Origin of the sequence: Helicobacter sp. TUL (genome assembly GCF_002287135.1) — a bacterium.
Lineage (GTDB): Bacteria > Campylobacterota > Campylobacteria > Campylobacterales > Helicobacteraceae > Helicobacter_F.
In genome coordinates this window covers 162,224-186,524 of the sequence record NZ_NESU01000001.1, presented here as the reverse complement: position 1 = coordinate 186,524, position 24,301 = coordinate 162,224, and the positions used below count along the sequence as shown (strand labels likewise).

At 38.6% G+C, this 24,301-nt stretch carries 22 protein-coding genes and 1 pseudogene; 11 read left to right on the top strand and 12 right to left on the bottom strand.

Going from position 1 to position 24,301, the window contains the following annotated elements; genetic code table 11:
• The 6 genes and pseudogenes from B9T66_RS00925 to B9T66_RS00900 all read right to left on the bottom strand — a co-directional run bounded on the left by B9T66_RS00925 (position 1) and on the right by B9T66_RS00900 (position 9,567).
• A complete protein-coding gene (locus B9T66_RS00925) occupies positions 1 to 1,644 on the bottom strand; it encodes an MFS transporter (protein WP_180763298.1) in 1,644 nt (547 codons plus the stop codon).
• Between the two features lie 245 nt (positions 1,645 to 1,889).
• Positions 1,890 to 4,097: a flagellar hook-basal body complex protein gene (locus tag B9T66_RS00920; RefSeq protein ID WP_095627106.1), complete on the bottom strand. Its 2,208-nt coding sequence runs from the start codon at positions 4,095 to 4,097 to the stop codon at positions 1,890 to 1,892.
• Between the two features lie 8 nt (positions 4,098 to 4,105).
• Positions 4,106 to 4,915, bottom strand: a pseudogene (gene flgD / locus B9T66_RS00915) (flagellar hook assembly protein FlgD); the annotation flags it as partial.
• 9 nt (positions 4,916 to 4,924) lie between these two features.
• Positions 4,925 to 6,013, bottom strand: coding sequence for a flagellar hook-length control protein FliK (fliK, locus tag B9T66_RS00910; RefSeq protein ID WP_180763297.1), 1,089 nt, complete (start codon positions 6,011 to 6,013; stop codon positions 4,925 to 4,927).
• Positions 6,014 to 6,293: 280 nt separating this feature from the next.
• A complete protein-coding gene (locus tag B9T66_RS00905; protein ID WP_095627103.1) occupies positions 6,294 to 7,076 on the bottom strand; it encodes a hypothetical protein in 783 nt (260 codons plus the stop codon).
• Between the two features lie 52 nt (positions 7,077 to 7,128).
• Positions 7,129 to 9,567 (bottom strand): heavy metal translocating P-type ATPase, encoded by a 2,439-nt coding sequence (locus B9T66_RS00900; RefSeq protein WP_095627102.1) that lies wholly within the window; start codon positions 9,565 to 9,567, stop codon positions 7,129 to 7,131.
• 114 nt (positions 9,568 to 9,681) lie between these two features.
• Between B9T66_RS00900 and B9T66_RS00895 the strand changes: the two genes are divergently transcribed.
• From B9T66_RS00895 to prfB, 4 genes are read left to right on the top strand one after another with little or no spacing between them, the layout of a single operon-like run.
• On the top strand, positions 9,682 to 11,355 hold the full coding sequence (locus tag B9T66_RS00895) for an N-6 DNA methylase (protein WP_257874559.1): 1,674 nt from the start codon (positions 9,682 to 9,684) through the stop codon (positions 11,353 to 11,355).
• A gap of 12 nt (positions 11,356 to 11,367) precedes the next feature.
• A complete protein-coding gene (locus tag B9T66_RS00890; RefSeq protein ID WP_095627140.1) occupies positions 11,368 to 11,829 on the top strand; it encodes an acyltransferase in 462 nt (153 codons plus the stop codon).
• Positions 11,826 to 12,542, top strand: a complete 717-nt coding sequence (locus tag B9T66_RS00885) for a di-trans,poly-cis-decaprenylcistransferase (protein WP_095627101.1) — start codon at positions 11,826 to 11,828, stop codon at positions 12,540 to 12,542. Before B9T66_RS00890 ends, B9T66_RS00885 begins: the two co-directional genes overlap by 4 nt.
• 9 nt (positions 12,543 to 12,551) lie before the next feature.
• Positions 12,552 to 13,643: a peptide chain release factor 2 gene (prfB, locus tag B9T66_RS00880; RefSeq protein ID WP_095627100.1), complete on the top strand. Its 1,092-nt coding sequence runs from the start codon at positions 12,552 to 12,554 to the stop codon at positions 13,641 to 13,643.
• 48 nt (positions 13,644 to 13,691) lie between these two features.
• Here prfB and B9T66_RS00875 read toward each other — a convergent pair whose 3' ends face one another.
• The gene (locus B9T66_RS00875) at positions 13,692 to 14,051 is read right to left on the bottom strand and encodes a hypothetical protein (protein WP_095627099.1); all 360 of its coding nucleotides are present in this window, start codon (positions 14,049 to 14,051) and stop codon (positions 13,692 to 13,694) included.
• Between the two features lie 360 nt (positions 14,052 to 14,411).
• Between B9T66_RS00875 and B9T66_RS09085 the strand changes: the two genes are divergently transcribed.
• Genes B9T66_RS09085 through B9T66_RS08805 form a run of 3 tightly spaced genes read left to right on the top strand, consistent with a single transcriptional unit; the run spans position 14,412 to position 15,403 of the window.
• The gene (locus tag B9T66_RS09085; RefSeq protein ID WP_374220118.1) at positions 14,412 to 15,008 is read left to right on the top strand and encodes a hypothetical protein; all 597 of its coding nucleotides are present in this window, start codon (positions 14,412 to 14,414) and stop codon (positions 15,006 to 15,008) included.
• A gap of 33 nt (positions 15,009 to 15,041) precedes the next feature.
• On the top strand, positions 15,042 to 15,164 hold the full coding sequence (locus B9T66_RS09080) for a hypothetical protein (protein ID WP_257874557.1): 123 nt from the start codon (positions 15,042 to 15,044) through the stop codon (positions 15,162 to 15,164).
• Positions 15,165 to 15,217: 53 nt separating this feature from the next.
• Positions 15,218 to 15,403, top strand: a complete 186-nt coding sequence (locus B9T66_RS08805) for a hypothetical protein (protein ID WP_180763296.1) — start codon at positions 15,218 to 15,220, stop codon at positions 15,401 to 15,403.
• Between the two features lie 341 nt (positions 15,404 to 15,744).
• Here the strand turns inward: B9T66_RS08805 and B9T66_RS00860 are convergent, their stop codons facing one another.
• From B9T66_RS00860 to B9T66_RS00845, 4 genes are read right to left on the bottom strand one after another with little or no spacing between them, the layout of a single operon-like run.
• Positions 15,745 to 16,479 (bottom strand): methyltransferase domain-containing protein, encoded by a 735-nt coding sequence (locus tag B9T66_RS00860; RefSeq protein WP_095627098.1) that lies wholly within the window; start codon positions 16,477 to 16,479, stop codon positions 15,745 to 15,747.
• Entirely contained in the window at positions 16,479 to 17,102 is a 624-nt protein-coding gene (locus B9T66_RS00855; protein WP_095627097.1) for a pimeloyl-ACP methyl esterase BioG family protein, read from the bottom strand. Before B9T66_RS00855 ends, B9T66_RS00860 begins: the two co-directional genes overlap by 1 nt.
• Positions 17,099 to 18,292 carry an aminotransferase class I/II-fold pyridoxal phosphate-dependent enzyme gene (locus B9T66_RS00850; RefSeq protein WP_095627096.1) on the bottom strand — a complete coding sequence of 398 codons (1,194 nt, stop codon included), beginning with the start codon at positions 18,290 to 18,292 and terminating at the stop codon, positions 17,099 to 17,101. Before B9T66_RS00850 ends, B9T66_RS00855 begins: the two co-directional genes overlap by 4 nt.
• A complete protein-coding gene (locus tag B9T66_RS00845) occupies positions 18,289 to 19,443 on the bottom strand; it encodes a BatD family protein (protein WP_095627095.1) in 1,155 nt (384 codons plus the stop codon). Before B9T66_RS00845 ends, B9T66_RS00850 begins: the two co-directional genes overlap by 4 nt.
• A 109-nt stretch (positions 19,444 to 19,552) precedes the next feature.
• On the opposite strand from B9T66_RS00845, the gene B9T66_RS00840 reads away from it, so the two are divergent.
• Genes B9T66_RS00840 through motB form a run of 4 tightly spaced genes read left to right on the top strand, consistent with a single transcriptional unit; the run spans position 19,553 to position 22,521 of the window.
• Positions 19,553 to 20,164, top strand: coding sequence for an MBL fold metallo-hydrolase (locus tag B9T66_RS00840; RefSeq protein WP_095627094.1), 612 nt, complete (start codon positions 19,553 to 19,555; stop codon positions 20,162 to 20,164).
• Positions 20,165 to 20,166: 2 nt separating this feature from the next.
• Positions 20,167 to 20,931, top strand: a complete 765-nt coding sequence (locus B9T66_RS00835) for a HesA/MoeB/ThiF family protein (protein WP_095627093.1) — start codon at positions 20,167 to 20,169, stop codon at positions 20,929 to 20,931.
• A gap of 58 nt (positions 20,932 to 20,989) precedes the next feature.
• Positions 20,990 to 21,760 (top strand): flagellar motor stator protein MotA, encoded by a 771-nt coding sequence (gene motA, locus B9T66_RS00830; RefSeq protein WP_095627092.1) that lies wholly within the window; start codon positions 20,990 to 20,992, stop codon positions 21,758 to 21,760.
• Positions 21,761 to 21,768: 8 nt separating this feature from the next.
• Complete coding sequence (gene motB, locus B9T66_RS00825) at positions 21,769 to 22,521, top strand: flagellar motor protein MotB (protein WP_095627091.1); 753 nt, start codon at positions 21,769 to 21,771, stop codon at positions 22,519 to 22,521.
• Positions 22,522 to 22,599: 78 nt separating this feature from the next.
• Here the strand turns inward: motB and B9T66_RS00820 are convergent, their stop codons facing one another.
• Positions 22,600 to 24,291, bottom strand: coding sequence for a cation:proton antiporter (locus B9T66_RS00820; RefSeq protein ID WP_095627090.1), 1,692 nt, complete (start codon positions 24,289 to 24,291; stop codon positions 22,600 to 22,602).
• Positions 24,292 to 24,301 lie beyond the last annotated feature (10 nt).

The window sequence follows — 24,301 nt, the reverse complement described above, 5'->3', positions numbered from 1 at the left end:
TTACCTCCGTGTTGTGGTATAGAGTGTGTGGCTTGAAGAGATTCTAGAATCTTGGCTGTTTTGGCGTTGTTTTTTTATCGATCGAGTCTTGAGGATATCAAGTTCTCTGCGCAAAGAATTTGTTGTAAGTTTGAGATAAATATAACGCATAAGCAATATGACAAAAATCACACTGCCAATTGCACCAATAGCAAAAAATAAATCCTCATAAGCCAAGATTCCAGCGTGTTGCATGATTATGTCATAAGAATGTGCGTCAAAATGAGGATTGGTGATATTGTTATTGATAAGATCTTGTGCGTTTTGTATGCTTTGAGATTTGATAAAATATTCAATAATCGCTGATCCAAGGAGACCAAAGACACCTTGAGAGAAGGTAAAAATTACCGCAAAGGTAATGACATAATTTGTTCCACGCGCAACACCTAAAATAATGCCATTTGCAAGCAGAGGACCGATAAAAAAGACACTTGCAAAGGCGATAAGAAATTGTCCTAGATAAATATTGCTAGGAAGCATATCAATGGAGAGATTCATAGAAAGAAAACTACCTATTGGAATAAGTGCTGCTGCAAAAAGCACCATACCATGCGATCGTTCATAATTATAGATATATAAACAGCCAAGTCCACCGCCAAGTGCTCCTAAGGTTAAGATTCCATATGATCCCATTAATTGATAGTCGCTAAAGTTTAGCACATCTCTGAATAATCCTGTAGCCCCTGTGCTTTGTTCTGCGAGACACATACGCACAAATGCTGCTGCGAGAGAAATTTCTAAAAGTTGGATATTGAGCAAAAAATTTAAGTGAATAAATGGACGCTTTTTAAAAAACTCTGCGATAAAAAATATCCCAAAAGACGCAATACCAATACATAAGCCATAGGCTATGCGATCATAATGCCACCATGCAACATTCCCTACACTAAAAATAAGACAACAAAGTGCTGTGCCAAGCGCAAATAAAATAACCGTAAAATCTTCAGGAAAAAAGGCTTTGGCGACATGTGATGGTGGTAATTCAATAAGTAAAAATGTGCAAAATGCAATAAGACAAAAGCCTATCTCAAAGAAATTCATCAAATGCGGATAATCACTCATACTAAAATACGCCACGATAAAATGCGAGAGTGCAGAGCCAATTTGTGTAAGTCCTATGCTAGTAGGAAAGAGTAGATATTTTTTGCTTGTTGGGAGCATTTGGATTGTGTAAAAAATACAAAGCACACTAATACCACCACCAACAACTCCACCAATAAAACGCGCAAATACGACAATGACAAAATTGCTAAATGATAATTCCAAAATTTCTGAAAACAAAAGAACAATAAAAATACAAGTGAAAAATACTTTTAGTCCAAAATGTTGCCGAAACCTAAAGAGCATAATTGTAGTCCAAACATTTCCCATATAATAGGCGGCTGTTATGCATGCACCCTGCGTAGGCGTAAAGCCCATATCGCCTTGGAGATAGTCGATGTAGGCTATAATGAGATTATTTTGCAAACTTGCAGTAAGCAGCACGATAATAAATCCCACGCCATAGAGTAAGCGTATTGTGCCAGGAAGATTTGGCTTAGCCGGACTTCCCCATATAGAGGGCATTTCATTAGGTTTAAAATGTTTTTTTATATCAATTGACATATAGCCTCGCTATTATTTTAGTAATATTTTGTATTACTTGTGCTCTTTTTGTTACACAAGAGCTTATAGCTGTTGTCTAAGGGCATTCCCTTATGTGAAATGATAATGAAAATTCCTACTTTAGGCAGTCATAGGGCTGTAGTGGTAGGCTTGGAAAGATTGTGTCAAGAGATTAGATAGTCTGCTTGAGATGAATTGATTATACTCCAAAGTTTATAAAAAATTATAAAAAATTAAAAATATTTTTAACGTTTTAGGTTAATGGCTTCTTTTATGAGGTCATCGCCAGTTGTAAAAGCTTTGGCATTCATCGAATACCCTCTTTGCATAACGATAAGATCTGTGAGGGCGCTCCCTACATCAACATTGCTTGTTTCTAGGTGTTTGTATAATACAGACCCAAAACGCAAATGTTGTCCGCTCCAGCCCAATAAAGGTCTGCCACTGCTTACATAGGTATCGCCATTATTAGAGATTTCTGTCATTTCAAAGAGATTACCTCCCACCTTGCGCAAACCTTGATCATTGACAAACGCTGATATACCCACGCGTCCCATAGCCTCAAATGCCCCATTACTAAAAGAAAGGAAAATAATGCCATCTTTATCGATACGCAAATCTTGTAAATGCCCTTCGCTGCGACCATCTTGATCTGTTTGGAGTATTTGTGAATCTTGATAGAGTCGGTTGCTACTACGCTTTTGATCTGTGCCTGCGATATTATATGTGATTTGTCCATTACCAAATGCGATAGTGATAGGCTGTGTGATAGGATTGTTATTTTCATCAAAAGAAATTTCGTGTGTGCTTACATCTCCTAGTGCAATCGTGCCATCTTGATTAAAAAGTTGTGTGCGCACTTCCCATTTTTCATTTATGCGAGGATCTGTGGTTACATCTGCTGAATTGATAAGATAATAATGACTTTGTAGCAAAAACTTCGCACCACTCTCATCATATACCTCGACATTGCTTTGGTAGCTAGGCACTTCCAAATACGCGCTCTCAAAGCTATCATTGCCCAATGCTTTCCAGCCTATTTGATCTTGTTTTGGATTTGAGATACCCTCACTTACGCGTTCATATAGTTTGCCTTGGTAATTTATGATCGTCTTTGGCGCATAACTTGTCCCTTCTACAAAATCTTGAGGAAGGTTGCGTGCTGAAGTCACAACTTGCTCCCAGCCACCTTCTTGAGGATTGCTATTGCCATTAGATTCTGTGCGTTTATAGACATTGCCATTATAATTGACAAGCTCTCCAACTTGGTAGCTTGTTCGCTCCTGCCACTCGCCTAAAGCACTTGTGTCCAAAACTTCCCAATTTGCAGGATCTTGCAAGGGTTCGCTATTGCCACTTGTGCCAATATATCGAAACACGATACCTTGATCATTGACAATATCACCATTATTATAGTTTTTACTCGGACGATATTGTGAATCCACGCCACTTGCGAAATTCTCATTTCTTCCAGCTATGCCAAGTTTTTCTGCGAGATTCCCACTAATTGTCATATCTTTTGTTGTGTATGTTGCATTGGAGAGTTTTAAGCCTACTTTTGAAACGCTACCATCAGGAAGTCGCGTGATGTCTAGCCCAATTCCTGCCTTTTGTAAAAGTGCGGTTTTGAGTTCATTAAATGTGCGAAAATCTTTGCCATAGCGAAGTTCTATGTCTTGGTTGCGTCCATTATTGTTTATCGTAATAAGAATCTTATCAAAGGTTGTAGCATCAAGCGTTTCGCCATTGGCAGAAAACCCATTGAGATCGGCATTTAAAAATCGCTCTTCATCAAATGATCCATCTGGAAGACTATATACTTGTGTAGCATTGACACTGCTTTGTTTTTTGTTGAGGTTTAGACTTAAATCAACTTTTGTAGTAAGCACAGGTTTATAATACAAATCTTGTGGGATTTGGATAGGCTGAAGTTCGCCTGTGGCAAGTTTGGTAAAGTCCTCATCACTATTGTTGCTAGTGGTAAAAACATTATTATTAATCTTGCCTAGATTCACGCCATACATATAGTATCCACTAGAATTGACAATATACCCCTCACCATCGCGCAAAAAACTTCCATCACGCGTAAAGTAGGTTTTTTGCTTACTTTCATAGCCATCATCTTTGATGACAAAAGATCCGCCTTTGTTTTCACCTACGACAAACCACCCTTTGCCCTCATAGGCGACATCAAACTCTCCATCGCTATTTTTGTAGCTTCCGCTTTTGGTAGAGATCGCATTGCTTGCTTTTGTAACGCCGTAATTGTAGTCATTATTGATTGCGGAATTTGCATTGAGTGAATCTAGCGATGAAGTAAAGAGGCTTTCAAATTGTGGCTGATTCTCGCGATATCCTATTGTATTGACGTTCGCGATATTATTCGCTAGTGAATCTAAGCCAAATTGATGAGTTTTGATACCGCTAAAGGAATTAATCATTGTCCCATTCATAGGCTATGATCCTTATTATAAAACTCAATTGCGCTTTGTAGTGGCAAAATCATATCGCCCATTCTTAGCATTGGTGCGCCCTTATCAAAGATAATGCTTTGCACTTCACCACGCCCCACTCGCGCAGTGTGATATTGGCTAGTGCTTGGATCAAGATTATATTCTGCACGAATGTTGTAGCCGCCTGTTGGTAATTGTGTGCCATTGTCGCTTTTGCCATCCCAATTAAATTCTACATAGCCACTTTTTCCGGCATATTCTTTAAGCGAGAGCGTGCGCACAAGTTCATTTTGTTGGTTAAAGATATGAATCTTTGGTTCGCCTTGTTGGGCATTGATAGCTTGGTCAAAAAAGATTTGAAATTTCACACTATCACCGGCATTGAGATTGACACCAAAAACATCAGTTTCAGCGATTTTGCCTATCATAGAAACAGATTGGAGGGCATTGAGGGCTGCCATTGCGCTATTAGAGGAAGCGGTGGTTTTCATACCCTCATTGAGACTTTCAAGAGATTCTTTCATTTTGGCTTGGAATTCTTTAAGCTCCTTGTTGGTTTCTTGTGTGGATTTCATCGCTTCTGCCACTTCTACCATAGTCTTTTTGTTTTGTTCTTGCATTTCTACTTGTGTGAGTTGTGCAGTTTGTGTAATGATTTTATCCGTCTCCATTGGAGCGGTGGGATCTTGGTTTTTGAGCTGCTCCAAAAACAATCTCATAAACGCATCATTATCAAGTTCATTGATATTTTTTGGATTTTGTTTTTGTTTCTCTATTTTGGCAGTTGCCCCTGTAACTTCCCCTAAATCAATCGCCATTTAAACCCTTTATGCATATTGTGGTATTGTGATAAACATTGTGTGGGATTCTAAGCTATTTTCATTCCCTTGATTTGTATTATAGGTCTGGGCTTGATCTCTGCGTCCTTGTTGGCGTCTTTGTCCCGAATTTGCATTGTTTTGAGAAAAGCTTAAATCAACATTGTTAAAGCCCATTTGTGCGAGATTGTTGCGCAATTCCATTTGGTTATTGACAAAGAGATTGATTGCAGTTGGATTAGAGATGACTTGCACTTGCAAATCCTTGCCATTTTTGGAGATTGTTAGTTCAAGCGTGCCTAGATTCTGTGGATTTAACTCAAGAGATAGCTTAGTAATTGGTGGTTTATAATTCAGCATTTCTTGCGTAAGTTGTGAGGCAAAGTTATACACAGATTGTCTTGCCATAACACTTTTATAGAATATATCATGCTTGATAGTCTGCATTGTAGGAGTTGCGTTAGTTGTTTGGTTTTGGGTTGCCTCTTTAGAGGTTTGGGTTTGTTTGCTTGTTGGCGTTTCTTTGCTTGTTTGTGTGTGGATATGTTCGATATGTCGCGCACTTTGTTCCAAATCTTGCACAAATTCTTCATTAGTTATTTGTGCATTTTGGTTTGTTGATGATTTTTGTGAATCTTGTGGTGTGTGGGAATTTTGGGATTGTTGTTTAGAATCTCCATTTTGCGTAGATTCTGTATTGGTTTGTGTGGTTTTTGCGTGTGGTTGTGTGTTGGATTTTTGAGATAGCTCTTGGCTTTTTGCCTTTGGTGCGTGGTTGTTTTGGTGCTCTATTGTAGGGATTAGCTCTTTTGTTTCTTGGAGATTTATATTCTCTGGTATATGCAACGAATCTTCTAGTATATCTTGTGTAATTTGCATACCTTGCGATAGTATAGGAGCATCTATTGGAGAAGATTTTTGGGTAGATTCTGTGTTTTCTTTGGGGGATTGTTTAGAATCTAGTTTTGTGTCTGATACCTTATTTTGTGTATTTTGAGAGTTTTGGGTAGTTTTTGTTTGCGTTTGTTTTTGTGTCTCTTTGGGTGTTTTTGATTTTTTTTGATTTTTTTGTGTGTTTGTGGTGGCGTTGTTAGCCATATCGTTAGTGCTAGGCATTTCAAGGTTTTGGAGTGATTCTTGGGTGCTAAGTGGCTCTTGTGTAATTTGAGATTGTGTATTTTGGGCTTTAGAATGCTGGAGTTGTTGGCTTTTTTGTGGCGCGTTTTCCTCTTTTGTTGCTATAGTTTCTTTAGTATTGCTTGGCGTATTTTTGGGTGCGCTATCTTGGGTTTTGGCATTAGTTTTTTGTGAAGCTTTTGCTTTTTTCTCACTTTTAGGATTCTGTGAGGCATTGGGTGTTGCCTCTATTGCATCTTGCTTAGCTTTGTTGGGGTAAATCCTTTAGACCAAGCATTGACCCTAGCGTAGCGGTGCTTTGTTCTGCTTTGCCTTCCTCATAGATATTAGAAATTTTGCTTGTGATGTTTTGTGGTTTTTTCGTGCCGCGGTTAATCACTGCCACGCGATCTTCTATGTTTTCCATTTCGTATTGAATCTTTTGTTTAGCAGATTCTGGTGTTGCTTTAGGTTTTGGTTGTGTTTCTTGTGTTTGGCTACTTGCGATAATTTTTGTAGGGTTTAATCCCTTATCTTTGGCGAGTTCTTGCACATCATCAAGAGTTTTTGGTGCTTGATCCTTTGTATCAGGCACTATTTTGGGTTGCATATTTGTATTTTGGGCTTGTAGGGCTTGTTTGTCTTGAGCGATTTTTGTGCCTTGCTCTTGTGTAGCCTTGAGTGCTTGAGTAAGCGGCGTGTCCTTTGGTGTTTGTGGTGGCGTAGCAGTGCTTTGGGATTTTAATGCCTCTGGTGTGAGTGAAGCAGCCAAAAGCTCTGTGGCATCTGGTGCTTTTTTAGATGTTTGTTCTTTTGTTTGGGTAGATTCTGCTAGTTTTGGACTATCTTTTGGCGTTGTTTTGCTTTCTTTTGTGTCTTGTACTTGGGTTGGCTTTGCTGCTGCCTGTATTGTGCTTTTAGTCGTTAACCCTTCGAGGTTTTGTGTCGTTTCTTTTAAATATTTTTCAAATTCTGAATTACGCGTAGAACTTTTTTCTACAAGCTTTTGGGCTTTTGGTTGTGTCTGCAAAACATCTTCTATCATACTATACTCCTAAGCGTGAAATCTTAGAGAGCATAAAGCAAAATACATTCCTTTATCGAGTTTGGCTTTTGATACGCAATGAATTTAGCACCACAATAATTGAACTAAGACTCATTGAGAGTGCGGCAAAAAGCGGTATGATAAGCCCACAAATTGCAATGGGAATAGTAAGGGCATTATAGATAATGCTTAGCAATATGTTTTGCTTGATTGTCTTAAAAGTGATTTTAGCCAAATGCAAGGCGTTTTGCACACTTTGCAAGCTATCATCAAGGATTATAACATCACTACTTAAAATCGCAATATCACTTCCAGCACCCATAGATATGGCTATATCGCTTTTACTTAGCGCAAGAGCGTCATTAATCCCATCACCCACCATAACCACCCTATGCGTTTTTGCTTTTAGATTCTCAATATATGCACCTTTATCTAGTGGAGAAAATTCCGCGTGATATTCACTTATCCCAAGTTCTTTGGCGCATTTTTGCACACTTTGTACCCTATCACCACTAAGCAAAATTGTATGTATATGTTGGGATTGTAGATACGCTATAAGTTCTTTGGCATAGGGCTTTGGTGAATCTTGTAATTCAAAAACTGCCACAAGCTCTCTACCTTTTGCAAACCCAAACATCATACCTTCACCAAGCTCTAGGGCAGGGATTCTCACGCCTTGTTCTTGCAAGAATGCAAGGCTACCACCAAGCACAAGCTCCCCTTCATAGTAGCCACACACGCCCTTAGAATCTATTTGCTGAAAGGATTGTAAATGCACAAGGTTCGGATTTAGGTGTGCATAGTATGTGCGGATATATTCACATACACTAAGAGAGATAGGGTGTTTGCTTGTATGTGTGAGTGTATAAAGTAGACTAATGCTTAGAGAATCTAGCAAGTCTGTATGTGTAGCGCATACCTGTGGTTTTCCCATAGTGAGCGTGCCGGTTTTGTCAAAAACAATTGTGTCTATTTTGGCGAGGGTTTCTAAAAAATTTGCTTGTCGAAACAAGATATGTTTTTTGTAGCCTTGGGAGATTCCTATGATTGTAGCTATTGGTGTGGCAAGGGCGAGAGCGCAAGGACACGCGATAATAATAACCGAAATAGCGATAATCATCGCGCCTTCTGCACCTTTGTCACTTAGCACATACCAGCCCATAAAACATAAAAGCGCGATAGCCAAAATCGTGCGTGAGAAATTTTGTGAAATACTATTGGCAAGATTCTGTATAGATGGTTTGTGGGCTAGGCTTTGTTCTACGAGATTAAGAAGCTTGCTCATAAGGCTATCATTAAAGCTTTTAGTTGCTTTGTAGAGAATCTTATGCGTGAGGTTTATAGATCCGGATATGACTTCTTGCCCTGATTGAAGTTCTAGGGGCATACTTTCTCCATTAATAGCCTTGGTATCAAAAAGCCCTTTTTGGCTTAGCAAGATTCCATCAATGGCGATTTTCTCACCAGGCAAACTCATAATCACATCGCCTATTTGCACTTCTTGAGGTTTTTTGATTTCTAGTGTGCGTTCATCGCCATTTTTGCAAATAGTGATATTTTGGGGCAAAAATGCATAGATAGCCTCCAAATTCTCTCCAGCACTTTTTTTGCTACGCACTTCCAAAAATTTTCCAATCAAGACAAAGGTAATAATCATACTCACAGATTCAAAGTATGTTTCCCCACTATGCGTGATAGCGGCATAGATTGAGTAACAATAAGTAAGCGTTGAGCCCACCGCTACAAGCATATCCATACCAATAAAGCCATTTTTTAATCCATAATATGCCCCTCTATAAAAGACAAATCCTGCATAAAATAGCGTAAGTGAACAAAGAATGAATGAGGCGATATTTAGCACATTGCGTGCGTATGCTTCTATCCCAAGAAAATAGCCACTATATTGGGCTACAGCAATCCACATAATATTCATCGTGCAAAAAAGGGCGACAATGACACGCGTGTAATAGTCTTTTGTTTGTTTTTTGTCCGCGTTTTCTTGGAGTTGTGGATCATACGCGTAGGCATCATAGCCGATACTTTGTATAAGTCGTATGATTTGAGAAAGTGTGATGATTTGAGAATCCCAAGTGATATATAAGCGATTGTTGGTGTAATTGATACTTGCGCTTTTTATGCCCTTTTGGGAGTTTAACACTTGCTCATTAAGCCATACACAAGCCGCACAATGAATATGTGTAAGAATGAGCGCACAGCTACTAAGATTAGGATTTTTTGAATCTGTGCGGATATATTTTTGCGCGAAGCTGGGTGAATCAAAAAAGCTTAAATCTTGTGTATCTTGTGTAGGCGGTGTGAGAGCGACATCGCCTCTTTTGGTATAAAAACTCCCTAAGTCTGCTTTTTGGAGAAGCATATACACGCCCTCACAACCATTGCAGCAAAAATACAAGTCCTCACCATTAAAGGGAACTTTTTTGAGCATATGTTCTTCATAAGCGATATGGCAGTGGCTACAATGTCTTAGCACCTTATTCCTTTGGGCTTTAGGGATTTTGGGTTTGCATTGTAGCGTAGCTTTGATAAAAGTTAAAGGGAGTCTCTGCTAAAATGCGCTTCTACCAACATATTTTTAAGGAAGTGCGTGGAGAAGTTATTACAATGTTTTGAGTATATCAAGCGTTATCATGTCGATATGCTAGATTCTATAAGCATTATGTTAGAACTTTTTATCATTAAAAATGCTTATCCCGATACCCTAAGGGAATTTATAGCTTTAGGCTCCAAACGCAAACCAATCGCCCAAAGTCTCAATCATAAACTTGAAGAGATTGTGAGCAAGGAACTTTTTATCGCCATTAATCCAAACATTAATTTTCTAAAAATCCTCAAACTTATCCAAGATACAGATACAACTTTGAGCAATATCGAGGAATTTTTGCACATTATTACGCAAAAAAAGACCTCCAATAAGCTTTATTTTTATTCCACACCTTTAGAAATTAATGAACTTCTTGTGCGACTTTTGGATATACAAGGTGATGAAAAAATTTATAATCCTTGCTATGGGATTGGCACATTGTTTTTGATGATTTCCCAGATTCTGTATGCCAAGCAGCCAAATACACCAATAGCCCTTTATGGCGAGGAGCTAGACGCTCGTCTTGCCAAGGTAGCAAAGCTTACATGCAAACTTGCTAATATCGATTATCAACATCTCATCGTAAATGACATTTTAAAAGCACCATTTTTTGAGCAAAAATTTGACAAAATTATTTGTAACCCTCCATTTAGTGCGCATATAGGCGTGGAATATCTCAAAGATGATAAGCGTTTTAGCGGATTGCATTCTTTGGCAAAAACATATGCCGAATGGGTTTTTTTAATCCACGCTTTGTATTATCTAAAAAAGCGCGCAGTGTTTATTTTGCGCACACAAACTTTGCAAAAATCTAGTCTTGAGAGTGAGTTTATGCAGAGATTCTATAAGCAAGGCTTGATTGAAGCAATTATCGAATTACCTAAAAATATTTTTCCTCACCAAAACGCGGATTTTTGTGTGCTTGTCCTCTCGCCAAATAATCAAGAGATTTTAAGTATTGATGCCAAGGGTGAGCATTTTTGGAAAAAAGATGGCAAATACAATCGCCTTGTGAATCTTGATGAAATCACAGAAGCATTTTTTGCGCGTAAAGAAAATGACTTTTGCTTTCTTACGCCTTATACACATATCACTTCTTATAATCTCCCACTTACACGCAAAGACACATCACAAAATGAGGGCATTACCTTGAGCACTTTGGGTGTGGAAGTGTTTCGCGGACAGCGTGTATATGGTGGGAAAAATGATACACGCATAGAATATTATGATGTTGGTTTGGCAGATTTTAATGAATATGGGTTTAGCGAGGAATTTTATACTAAGCGCTTTTTGGGTGATCGCCTCAAGGTGCAAAAATATGCACTAAAGCCCTATGATATTTGTCTCTCACTACGCGGTAATACCCCAAAGGTAACGATTTTTAGCCCAAATATCGCACATAAACTTGCTGTGGCAAATGCGGGGATTGTGATTGTGCGATGTGTAAATCCCAAACAAGCTATTGGGCTATATTGTTATTTTTACTCCCATAATGGACAAAGTGCCTTAAGCGCATTGTATGAGCACTATACCAAAAGTATTGATGTAGAGAGCCTTAAAAGCCTTGTGATACCCACAGATTTTGAATCTCATTGTGCGCAAAAGTTTGAAAAAATATGCAAATTTTCTACACAACTTAAAGACATAAAAGATTCTCTAGAATCATTGCGAGGATAAGCAAAAGTGGCTATATACATACAAGAAAGTGGGATTGTGAATGTCCGAAGTGGCGAAAATGTCCGCGTGATAATGCCAAGTAATGTGTATGGTTGCACTTTGGGCGATGATGTGTTTGTAGGACCATTTTGTGAGATTCAAAATGATGTATATGTAGGTGCGCGCACGAGGATTCAAAGCCATAGCTTTATTTGTTCGCTTGTGGAGGTTGGCGAGGATTGTTTTATAGGGCATGGCGTGATGTTTGTCAATGATCTTTTTAGTGAAGGTGCGCCAGCAGATTCTAAGACAAAGTGGCGCGCTACCAAGATTGGCAATAATGTCTCTATCGGATCAAATGCCACAATCTTACCTGTGTGCATTTGCGATAATGTCGTGATTGGCGCAGGAAGTGTAGTAACCAAAGATATAGCAGTGAGCGGATTTTATGCAGGGAATCCAGCGAGATTGTTACGAACAATGGAGAGCAAATGAATACATTACAGCATATAGCTATTATTATGGATGGCAATGGGCGTTGGGCAAGTGCCAAGGGGAAAAATCGCACTTTTGGGCATAGGCAGGGAGCAAAAGTTGTGCGTGAGATTACAAAATATTGTGCTGGGCAAAATATCAAATACCTCACGTTATATGCGTTTTCTACCGAAAATTGGCTACGCCCAAAATCCGAAGTGGATTTTTTGATGAAGCTTTTGGAGCATTATTTGCAAAGTGAGCTAGAAGTCTATCAAAACAATAACATACGCTTTGTTGTCATCGGCGATGTGGAGGGATTAAGCAAAAAACTTCAAAAACTCATACACGCTATGCAAGATGCCACCGCACACAACACAGGCTTGACGCAATTTTTGGCTCTAAATTATGGAGCAAAAAATGAAATTGCACGATCTGCACTCTCTCTTTATGATCGCAATGTATTTGCACAGGCAAAAACGCTTAAGCGTGAACAAGCCATTGAATACATAGCAAAAAATATCGAAAACACCCTTGATACGCGCGGAGCAAGTGATGTGGATTTGCTAATACGCACAGGTGGGGAAATGCGACTTTCAAACTTTTTGCTTTGGCAATGTGCGTATGCGGAGTTGTTTTTTACCCCAACACTTTGGCCAGATTTTAGTGCCAAAGAATTAGAAAGTATCTTGCAAGATTTTTATCACAGAATCCGCAGATTTGGAGCATTATAAGGAGTAAAAATGGATACCTACGAATATGGCGAGTTGCTAAAGGAATTAGAAAACAAACTACAAAATATTACAAAAGTTATACAACCAAATACCCTGCGAGAAGAGCTTACAAATATTTCGCATATGGAGTTAGACCCAAAGTTTTGGGAGGATAGCAAAAAAGCCGGTGAGATAGGCAAGCAAAAAAGTAAAATCACGCGTCTTTTAGAAACATTTGATACAACAAGTACGTTACTAGCGGATTCTAAAGAGCTTTTTGCACTTTTAGAATCTGAAAATGATGAAGCAAGTTTGGCTGAACTTTTTGCCCAAGCTCCCGAGTTAGAATCTAGCATTACAGATCTTGAAATCCAAGTGATGTTAAATGAGCCAAACGACAACACCAACGCCATTATTACAATCCAACCTGGTGCAGGTGGCACAGAATCTCAAGATTGGGCGAGTATGCTTTATCGTATGTATTTGCGCTATGCGGAGCGTCGTGGCTATAAAGTCGAATTGCTTGATTATCAAGACGGCGAGGAGGCTGGGATTAAAGGTGCGGCTTTTATCATAAAAGGCGAGAATGCGTATGGTTATTTAAAAGGCGAGAATGGTGTGCATAGGCTTGTGCGAATTTCACCATTTGACGCCAACGCCAAGCGGCATACAAGTTTTAGCAGTGTGCAAGTAAGCCCTGAACTTGATGATGATATTGATATTGTCATCGAGGACAAAGACATACGCATAGATACATATCGTGCGAGTGGTGCAGGCGGACAGCATGTAAACAAAACAGAATCCGCTATCAGAATCACACATTTACCTAGCGGTATTGTCGTGCAGTGTCAAAATGATCGATCCCAACACAAAAACAAAGCCACTGCTATGAAAATGCTCAAATCCAAACTATACGAACTAGAGCGGCAAAAACAACAAGAAGGTGTCGCTACCCAAGAAAAAAGTGAGATAGGCTGGGGACATCAGATCCGATCCTATGTGCTTGCGCCTTATCAGCAAGTCAAGGATTTGCGTAGTCAGTATGCCACAAGTGATACAAGTGGGGTGCTTGATGGGGATCTTGACAAAATTATAGAATCTGTCTTGGTGCATAGAGGATAAAATCTTTACACAAAGTTTTAAGATTCCCATTAGGGAATCTTTAGAGTTTTATTTACTCGCAACAGAGATAGCTTGTCCTTGTGCGGTTATGCAATCTCTTCCAAAAAGCAACGCATTCCAATATGAGTGGCTTATATCAACATTGATTAAGGCATCGGCGTAATCACCTTTTTTAACAGATCTATCAATAGCATTTGCTACTGCTCCACTTACGCGATTTTGTGTGTTTCCAAAACTCCACCAAAGAACTTGTGTGATGCAATCTTTGCCTTCAACAATATTTCCTTTTTTTAGATTTGTTACAGGGAGGTTGCTTGTTGTAGCCATAGAAAAACGAGCCATGTTTGTGGAGCATCCACTAAATACAAACAATGCAACAAGACTTCCCAACAAATAAGATTTTTTCATCTTCTCTCCTTTTATTATTTTGGGTTTTGTTATGATTAATAACAAGTTTTTAATTATAGCCCCCCCCCTTAAAGGAAAATAAAAATGTTCTATGTATGTAGTAGATTAATGAAAATACGATATGACAAAATGAATATATTAGCATTTTAGGTGATATAACACATCATCTGTGATAATTCCATACGCAAAGGTAATGCAATGGCTTTGATACTTTTGGTTCTTGTCGTGATTGTCTTTAGTATTTTTTATTTTCTTTTATGGCTTATTTATAGAAAACTCTTTGAATCACAAGAACAGATTTCTATAGCCCTAACATTTGTTGTAAGTATAGGCTTGGTAATGCTTTTTGTGTATCCGCCTATGGTATTTTTTTATTTTCTATTCTTTACTCTTTCATACATTATATGGTGGCTTATATATAGAAAACTCTTTAAATCACAAAAGCATATATCTAAATTTCTTGTAGTGCTTGGAAGTATAGGTTTAATTATGTTTTATTACACACCATATTCATTTTATTTAGAGCCTAGTTATTGGGAATTTAGAAATATGTGTAAGCTTAATGAATTACCTAATAATGAGGAGAAGTATAATAAGATTCTAAGTTACTTTGATACGAGTTTAGATACACTAGATTGGGAGGAGTTGAATAGGGAGGCTGCAAAATTAGATGAAAGAAGCGATAATTATATAAAAGATATTGTAGAATATCGAGTTTCCCCAGCAGAAAAGAAAACAAGAAGAATTTATGGTTATGTTAATTTATTTGCCAATAAAAATGGATTTGCACCTCAAAATTTAACTAAAATTAATGTCCATGGTGCTTGGTATACAAGACGCTATCATTTAAAGCGAGAATCTATGGCTAGTTATAATCTTACGTGGTTCGAGGATAGTATAGGTTGCACATACATTATAAAAAGGAAATTTTTTCAATATCAAGGAGATAAGCAATGACAAATAAACAACAAATCAAAAAGCTTAGAGACAATGCTGAATTGGCTATGGCAATTTGATTTTTATTCACACAAGCAAAGAGATTCTTTGAATCTAGGAAGTGCGTATGAGAATGATATATGTAATCTTTGGAATCTTGGCGATAATGTTTTTTAGTTAGTGGTTGCTCGTTTAAATATTTTGATCCGCAGTATTATGAGTTTAAAAGTTTGGCAGAAAAAGAGAGTGGTTTTTATGTGGCTGAACCAAAATTTTTTGATGAAATTCAACAAGAAAATTTTAAGCGTGGTAGGAAACTTTCGAATGGCTATGGCGTAGAATCTGAAGAAATCACCGACCTCACAATGATAAACAATAGAATATACGAATATCGTTTTGCTAAATGTATTTTATAGATTCGTTAAATTAAAAACATATAATCTCATATTATAGAGTTTTTAGGTATATAGAATATGGCTTATGGCTAAGAGGTGATGAAGGTAGAGGATTCTATTGGAGTATTGAAAGAGATATAGATTTTACTTCAAAGGAAAATATTTTTTATTTTAATAAAGAAAATGGTAGTTTTATTAAAGGAAAATGGGTTAAAGGAGAATGGCGTGCTGACAAATCAAGAAATGATAAAGAGATTTAGAGATTATGCGGATATAGCTGATGCTTCATATGCTATGCTTTTTAGATGCAGTGTATAAACTAGATGAATAGAAAAATATTTGGCGATACAAACGATAGCGTGTTATGTGATATGGTGGTGTTTGTGCAATATTGTGTCTTTGCGTTTTGCACATACAAATATGCAATCATATGTCAGCGCGTTTGAAAATGTTTTTTCATAAGCACATAAGAGTTCTTTGCTTAGAAAAAACCCTTTTTGTAGGCTATTGACACCACTATAGTGCAGATGTCTAAAGACTTCTAATGGAGATTCAAAGCATAATGTGTGCTGAAAGCTAGAGAGGTGCAGAATTTCAAAGTTTTGGCTTAGAATCTCTTGGTATGTCTCTAGGCTTAGGTATTGCAATCCAACTCCGCATAATTGCTTTATCTGCCAAAAATTTTGCACACCAAAGCTTGAAAAAAGCAAAACTCCATTTTTGCGTAAAAACTTTGGTAGTGTTTGCAGACATTTTTGTTGGTTGAGCCATTGTATAGCGGCATTGGCTGTGATGAGATCAAATGTGCGTGGAGAGAGAATCTCATCGATATGCTCCATATCAAAGCACAAAAATTCTTTGTTGCAATATTGTGTGTAGTCATTGATGTCGTTGCACACAAAATGTGCGTGTGGATAGAGATATGCCAAAAGGCTTGTGTAGTTTCCTACGCCACAACCAAATTCAAAAATATTTTGGAGTTTTGGGCGGTGAGTTTGGAGAATGCGCGTGAGTGTTAGTGCCATTTTGTGTTGCACGATAGCGTGTTGTGTGTAAGTGTGAGCGTGATGTAAAAAGCGTTTAGCGACAAGAGACATTATAAGATTTCCAGAGTTTCAAAGACAAAATGTGGGCTTGTGAGTGTGTGTATACTAAAGCTTGGGTGCGTTTTGGCATAAGTTTCCCACGCGAGATTCTGTGCGGTGGGGCTAAAAATCATATCTTTTTGGCTAATGTATGCTTCGTGCCATTTGGATTGGTGGGCTAGTGGTGTGTGTGCGCAAAAAGATTCTAAGGATTGTAATTCTTCTTGGAGTATATGCGTGGGCGATAGATAACTATCATTGTTAGATTCACCAAAGCACCCTTGTATAAATGATTTTCTATCAAAATGTTGGATTGTCCGCTTAAAAAGTTTGGGGTGTATGCCATATTGTGTATCTATGCCAAGTGGTGTGCCATTGATAGCTATAGCTTTTGTGGGAGCATATGTGGGCATGTATAAAATCCGCGATGCAAAAGCCACGCCCATAGACCACGCGATGAGTGTATGTACGTTTTGGGCAAGTGCGCAAATCTCATCAGCGTTGCTAAAATCGCGATAATCATATACCATTGCAAGAGGTTTTTTGGGGTTAAAGGCTTGTGGCAAGATACCAAAGCCACTACAAAAAAGTATAAAAGGTGTATGTGGAGCATCATTAAAAAAATGTATTTTCATATTTCTGCCTTATGGAGAGATTCTAAAAGTTGGTGGATATGTGAGAATTGCAGTGCGGCATTAAGGCAGATTCGCACTCTTGCAGTATCTTTTGGGACACTAGGATAGCGGATTGCTGGAGCAAAGATTCCATATTTGCGTAGATGTGCGGCTAATGCTAATGCGCGTTCATTGCTACCCACAACGATACCAAGGATATGTGCTTGTCCTAATACTTTATAGCGTTGTGTGTTGAGATTGGATATTAATTCTGTGCTAAGGGCGCGTAAGTGCGTCCTGTATGGTGCTAATTGCTCCAAAGCAGTAAAGACTTGCAAACTAAAGGCGACATTTATTGGCGGTAGGGCGGTTGAGTAGATGAGGCTTCGTGCGGTGTTTATGCAATATTGTTTGATTTGAGTATGACACACAACACACGCTCCAACAGAGCTTATCGCCTTGCCAAATGTGAGAATCAAAAAATCTATCTCTTGACTTAGATGTAGTTCTTTTGCCTTGCCTAATCCATCATCGCCACATACGCCTATGCTATGGGCTTCATCAAGATATATATAGACATTTTTATAGCATTTTTTTATGCGCACAAGTTCGTGTAATGGCGCAAAATCCCCGTCCATAGAATACAAGCCCTCGGCTACAATAATAAGCATATCATAGTCATTGTGATAGCGTGCTACAAGCTTTTGGAGGGCTTGTATGTCATTGTGAGCAAATCGCTTGAAATGCGCACGAGCAAGAGAAATGCCATCAAACACACTAGCATGCACATACTCATCAAGCACAAAAAGCACCTTACCGAGTTTGGCTAAAGACTGAATCATGCCGACATTGGCGTGATACCCACTATTAAAAAGTAAGCAATCTTTGCCATAAAGATTTGCGATATAGGATTCTAACTGCGAAAAAATGGGAAAATCTCCGCTTAAAAGGCGTGAAGAACTAGCGCTAAGATACGCAATATCTTTACTAGCATTTTGGAGAAATGTCGCGATTGTATCTTGCCAAAGCGTTTGCAAACCTAGATAGTCGTTGGAGGCGAGATTGATAAGCAGTTGGTTGTGAGTATCGCGCACAAAAATACCTTGATGTGCGTATGACTGCAAACTGCGCGTATTGTTTTGGGTCGCAAGGTTTTGTAGGGCTTTTGTAAATGGAGAGAGCGAATCTAAATGTTGTGTGTGTGGATTCATAGTGCTTCCTTAGGGTTATGTGTGGCATAAAATTCTTTAGCAAGAGCGTATAATAGCTTTTTGTCATAAAAATCTGTAGAGAATCTAGAAGTTGTTTGGCTATAAAGATAGGCTTCTAGCATTGTGGCAAAAGGTGCGTATGTGTGTGGCAAATGCGTGAGGATTTCTTGTAGTAGTGCTTTGTAAGAATGCGCATTGGCTATTAGGACATAGAGCTTGTGTGTTGTGCGGTAGCGTTTCCACCATAGCCATATACTTATGCACGAGATTCCACAAAGCACAATCCAAAGCCACCACCACGATAGAGAATCTTTTTTGGTGTATGTGGGGATTGGGCTATCTTGGATATGAATTGCATATGGTGTGCTAGCGATAGGATAGACTTTTGTATTTTGCACATAGCTATACCCAAATGATGGAATCTCATAGGTTTCTTGTGCGATGAGGGTGAAATGTTTGCTAAGTGTATGGAGGTATTTATCTGAATCTTGCTTGGAGCTAATGGTAGCAGGAGAGGCATAGATACTGACATTAGGAATATCAAGCACAAAATCTAAATCAAAAATATCACCATAGCTTTCTAGGGCGATGTCAAACTCAAGCGGCTCTCCAGCACCTACATTATGCGTGAGTGCGTGGGTGATGAGGCGACTTACTCCATAAAGTGGTGTTTTTGTATAGAGATTATCTTGTGAATCTAGAGTTAGAGGCATAACTTCTAGCTGATGTGTGGCACTCAAAAAAGTTTGCGTGGTTGTTTGTGGTGATTTTGGTGATAAAAACACATCGTGCGTGCTTTCATCATCGGTGCTATCCAAAAACCCTACTTGCACCGCTAAAGGCTCTATGGTAAAGATACCAGATTGCGTTGGGTAGAGACAATAACGCATTTGATAGAGGATATACTCGCCCTCATGCACACCTTCTATGCGTTCCATTTCTATGGATTTTATATTTGGGAGATACAAACGCGCAATGTCCAAAGAGTGAATCTTATCAAAAATATCTTGGTGGATTTTGATAGAGATTGTATATAGGACTTGTTCGTGTGCAAAGGCTTTTGGCGTGGAGATTGCAGAATCTATAAGAATCTTGTCTAAACCTTGTAATAACGTAATACTTAGAGAGAAAAATAAGAATTTTTGTAGCACTTTGCACCTAAAATAGTATAAAATTTTCATTTTTTAGATTCTAGCAAAATTTTGTTTTAAGACATACGGATTTTATGCAGATAGGTTTTAGATTACATAAGGAGCTAGCTTGCAGATTTTGCAACAATCTTTTGGAGCATACCAAACGCATTGTTATATCGTGGATATTCCACAGGGACAGCTTATTATAGATCCCGGTGAAAATGCTAGTGAGTGGGTGATTGCACATTGTCCTAAGCCATTGGCTATTTTGAATACACACGGACATTTTGATCATATATGGGATAATGCCTCTCTTCAGCGACATTTTGAGGGTATCCCACTCATTTGCCATACCCTTGATGCGTTTTTGTTGCAAAGTGATGTGTTTGATTTGGGACTTACTCCAAGCAACCCAACATTTCTCATTGAAGCGTATAAATCCAAGCAAACGCTTAGTCTTGAGGGCATAGAAATACACTTTCATCATTTTCCCGGACATACGCCAGGGTGCTGTATGATAGAAATACAAGGGCATATTTTTAGCGGAGATTTTATTTTTTATCGCAGTATTGGTAGGAGTGATTTTGCGTATTCTAATCCTGATGATATGCGTGAATCTCTCTTGCGTTTTGAATCTATGCAAGAATTGGCTACAATGCCTGTATATCCTGGTCATGGAGAGGGGACTATGGCTTGTGATGAGCAAGCAAATGTAAAATTTTGGATTTCTAGGGTGTGATTATGCTTAGTCAATCTCATAAACAACGATATTTACGCGCTATTAACCTCCCAAATGTTGGTGAGGAAGGACAATTAAAGCTTTTAGACGCTAGTGTGCTTATTGTGGGCGTTGGCGCTATTGGTTCAATTGCTAGCACATATTTAAGTGCAGCAGGAGTGGGGAGAATAGGCTTAATCGATTTTGATACGATTGATATTGGTGATTTGCAACATCAAGTGTTGTATGAAACCTCCTTTCTTAATCGCCCAAAAGTGCGATCCGCACAAGCAAAGCTCCAAAAAATGAATCCAGAGATTACTATCGAGGGTTATTTTGAGGCACTTGATGTGCGTAATGCCCTAAAAATTATCCAAAATTATGATTTTATTATCGATGCGACAAATAATCTTCATACGACATTTTTGGTTAATCAAGCGTGTGTGGTGGCAAATAAGCCATTTAGTATCGCAGGATATTATCAATATCAAGGGCAGATTATGACACACATTCCTAGTAGTGCGTGTTTTTCGTGTATCTTTGAGGCACTGCCCCCTCAAGAATTACGCAGAAGCTTTCAAGGTGGTGTTTGTGGATTTAGCACCGGAATTTTAGGCTCTATGCAAGCAGGTGAGGCTTTGAAATATTTCTTGCACAAAGATACGCCAACCTTGCATACTACCTTGCTTGTTGATTGCCTTGGGGTGTTTGATACGCAAACATTGTATTTCAAAAAACTCATAAGATCTAAAAACCCTTCTTGCCCAGTTTGTTCCAAAAACGCTTAAGTCTTGTAATTTGAGAATGCTTTTTGCTTAAAAAGCATAAACTTCCTAAGGGCTTGACATGGATTTAACGACGATTATGGGTATGGTTTTGGCGGTTACAAGTATCTCTATTGGGGATATTTTGGAAGGTGGGAATCCACTGCATGTGATTCACTTAAGTTCGGTAATGATTGTGATCCCAACAGCGGCATTTTCGGCAATGACAGCCACACACGGCTCGTATATCAAGGGTGCTTATAAGGAATTAAAATTAGCATTTTTGAATTCAGGGGTAAATCTCAACGAAACGATTCGGCAGCTTGTTGAGCTTTCTACAATGGCTCGTAAAGACGGGGTGCTTTCTTTGGAGGGTAAGGCAGCGCAGATAGAAGATGATTTTTTGCGCAAGGCACTTGGTATGATTATCGATGGACGCGATGCACATGCTGTGCGTGAGGATATGGAGATTCAAATCGAGGTGCTAGAAGAATATTATCATGGTTGTGCGCATTATTGGATTACGATGGGTGAAACTTGTCCTACATTTGGGCTTGTGGGTGCGGTTATGGGGCTTATGCTCGCGCTCCAACTCCTTGATGATCCTAAGGCAATGGCGGCAGGGATTTCTGGAGCTTTTACCGCGACGGTTACAGGGATTTTTGGGGCTTATGCGCTCTTTGGTCCTTGGGGACATAAGATTATGGCAAAAAGCAAAGATATCGTGCAAGAGAAAACTTTGATCGTAGAGGGTGTAGTGAGTATCGCCAATGGTGATAACCCTAGAAATTTAGAGGAAAAACTCTTAGGATTCATTAAGCCCGGTGAGCCAAAAATTTCACAATTTGAATAGGAAGTAACATGGCAAAAAAGAAAAAGTGTCCTGAGTGTGCGGCTGGTGAAAAGTGGGCGGTGCCATATGCGGATTTTCTCTCCCTTTTGCTTGCGCTTTTTATTGCATTGTGGGCGATTTCTTCTACAAGTCCCGAAAAGGCAAAAGCACTTAAGGAAGCCTTTATCATCATTTTTGATTATCCTATCACTATGCCTCTACCTTCACCTGTAGATCAAGATTCTGGAAATTATCAAGGAAATGATGCCGATGAAAGCTCGCCCTCTTCTGGTCCTATCTCTGAACCAAGCATACCATCGGATATACAAGCTGATATCGGCGGTGTGTTAGAGCAGATAGATTCTGGGACATTTTTGCGTTTGCCTTCGCAAATTCTCTTTGAAGCAGGTGTAGCAGAGATTACTAATAGTGATAATTTTACTTACCTTGAGAGACTTGTAACAATCATCAAGGCATATCCGGAATATGTGCATTTAGATGTGCGTGGTTATACTGATGATAGCCCACTGCCTGTGGGATCACCCTACAAAGATCAATATGCGCTATCAAGTGCTAGAGCTATTAATGTTATGAATGAACTTGTCCAAAAAGGCATACAACCACATAGAATCTCGATCTCTGGATATGGACCTTATGATCCTATCGTGCCAAATGACACGCCACAAAATCGCGCTAGAAATAATCGCGTGGAGATATTTTTCTTTGTAAGCAAGAATAACGCTTCAAAGATTCAATCACTGCTAGAAAAACAAAACCAATAAGATTAAATCTTGTTGGTTTGCTATAGGCATAACACTTAAATCCTCTATGAATAATCACATACATTGAATCTGTTTGGATTATTGCTCCTCTTGGGCGATAGCAACGCGCACGATCATATTTGCAATTTCTGATGGCTCATCAATCACTGCACTAAAATCTAGCCAATCAATACCATCTTTTTTGCCCTGTGCATTCATACGAGTAAAAATCTTACAAGCTGGAGCAAGAGTTCGAATCTTGTCATAAATACTACGCGTTTCATATACAGAATCTATTGCGATTATGACTCCTGCACATTCTTGGAGTCCTATTTGGTGGAAAATATTGCCATATAAGAGATTTGCAAAAATCACATTATCGCCCTTATCCAATCCACTACGCACATTTGTAGGATTGTTGTCTATAGCAACATATTCCTTGCCATATTCTTGAAGTTTTTTGACTATTTCTTGACCTACATTTCCATAACCGCATACAATGTAGTGATTGCGTAAATCTGTCGTGGTAGATGGCAAATCTTGTTGGGTAGGTTCTGTGAGGATATGAAGTTTTGTGAGAGTGAAATTTGTAAGATTTTCTAGTTTTTCTAGAATAAATGGTGTGGCAACCATTGAAAAAATCACCATAAGCGTAAGGAATTGGTAAATTTCTTCTGGTGTGATACTCTCAAGGAAGCCTTGTGGCAAAATGTATTGTATAAATCCACCTTCTGGCTTGAGATTAAGGACTTGGTGAGAGCTTGCAATAAGAAATACAGCAAAGGAGAATTCCCCAATTTGTGAGAGAGAAAGGGCAGTTTTTAGGGCTATTCTATCGCCACAAAAAAAGCGCAAAAAAGCATACACAACAAGCGTTTTACCAAGCATTGTGCAAACAATGAGGATAGCGATTGGGAAAAAATAATGCATTAAAAAATCTAGCTTTACTTGCATACCAATAGTGATAAAAAACACACCAAGTAAAATATCGCGGAAATTTACCAATACAGATTCCACCTGATAGCGATATGGAGTGTTTGAGATAACCATACCTGCCAAAAATGCTCCAAGTGAGGCTGAAAATCCTGAATGGCTACTAATAAGTGAAGAGCCTAGCACGATGAGTAGCACCGCGGCGACAAAGATTTCATCGGTATTCATACCAGCTGTGAAGCGTAAGATTTTTTTTGCAAGATATTTACCGGGAAAAAATAGCACAAAGAGCAAAATCGCAATAGAAATAAAGGTATTTAGCAACATTTCAGAAAGCACAAGATCTTTGTTGCTCATCATCGCAATCATTAGCAAGATAGGAATGACGGCAATATCTTGCATAATCAAGATTCCCACAGAACTTTTTCCATATCCTGTTTCTATTTGTCGTGAATCTTTGAGATATTTAAGAACAATTGCAGTCGATGAGAGACTAAGCGCACTTGCTATGATAAGCGAGGTATGAAGTCCAAAACCAAAGAAATAATAATTGCCTACAAAAAACAACGCCATACTAAGCACAAGCTGCATACTCCCAAAAAACACAACTTCTTGCTTCATTTGACGCATTTTATTAAAGCTAAACTCAACACCAATAAGAAACATCAAAAAGACAATTCCATATTCTGCAATTTCTCGCAAATGCCCCGTGTCTTCCGAGTTTAGGCGCACAAAATGCGAAACAACTACCCCTGTAACAATATAGCCAAGAAGGACAGGGATTTTGAGCTTACTAAAAACAATGCCAAATACTACACTTAGTGCAAGTGCAAGAGTAATGGTGGTAACTAAATCCATAATTTTCCTT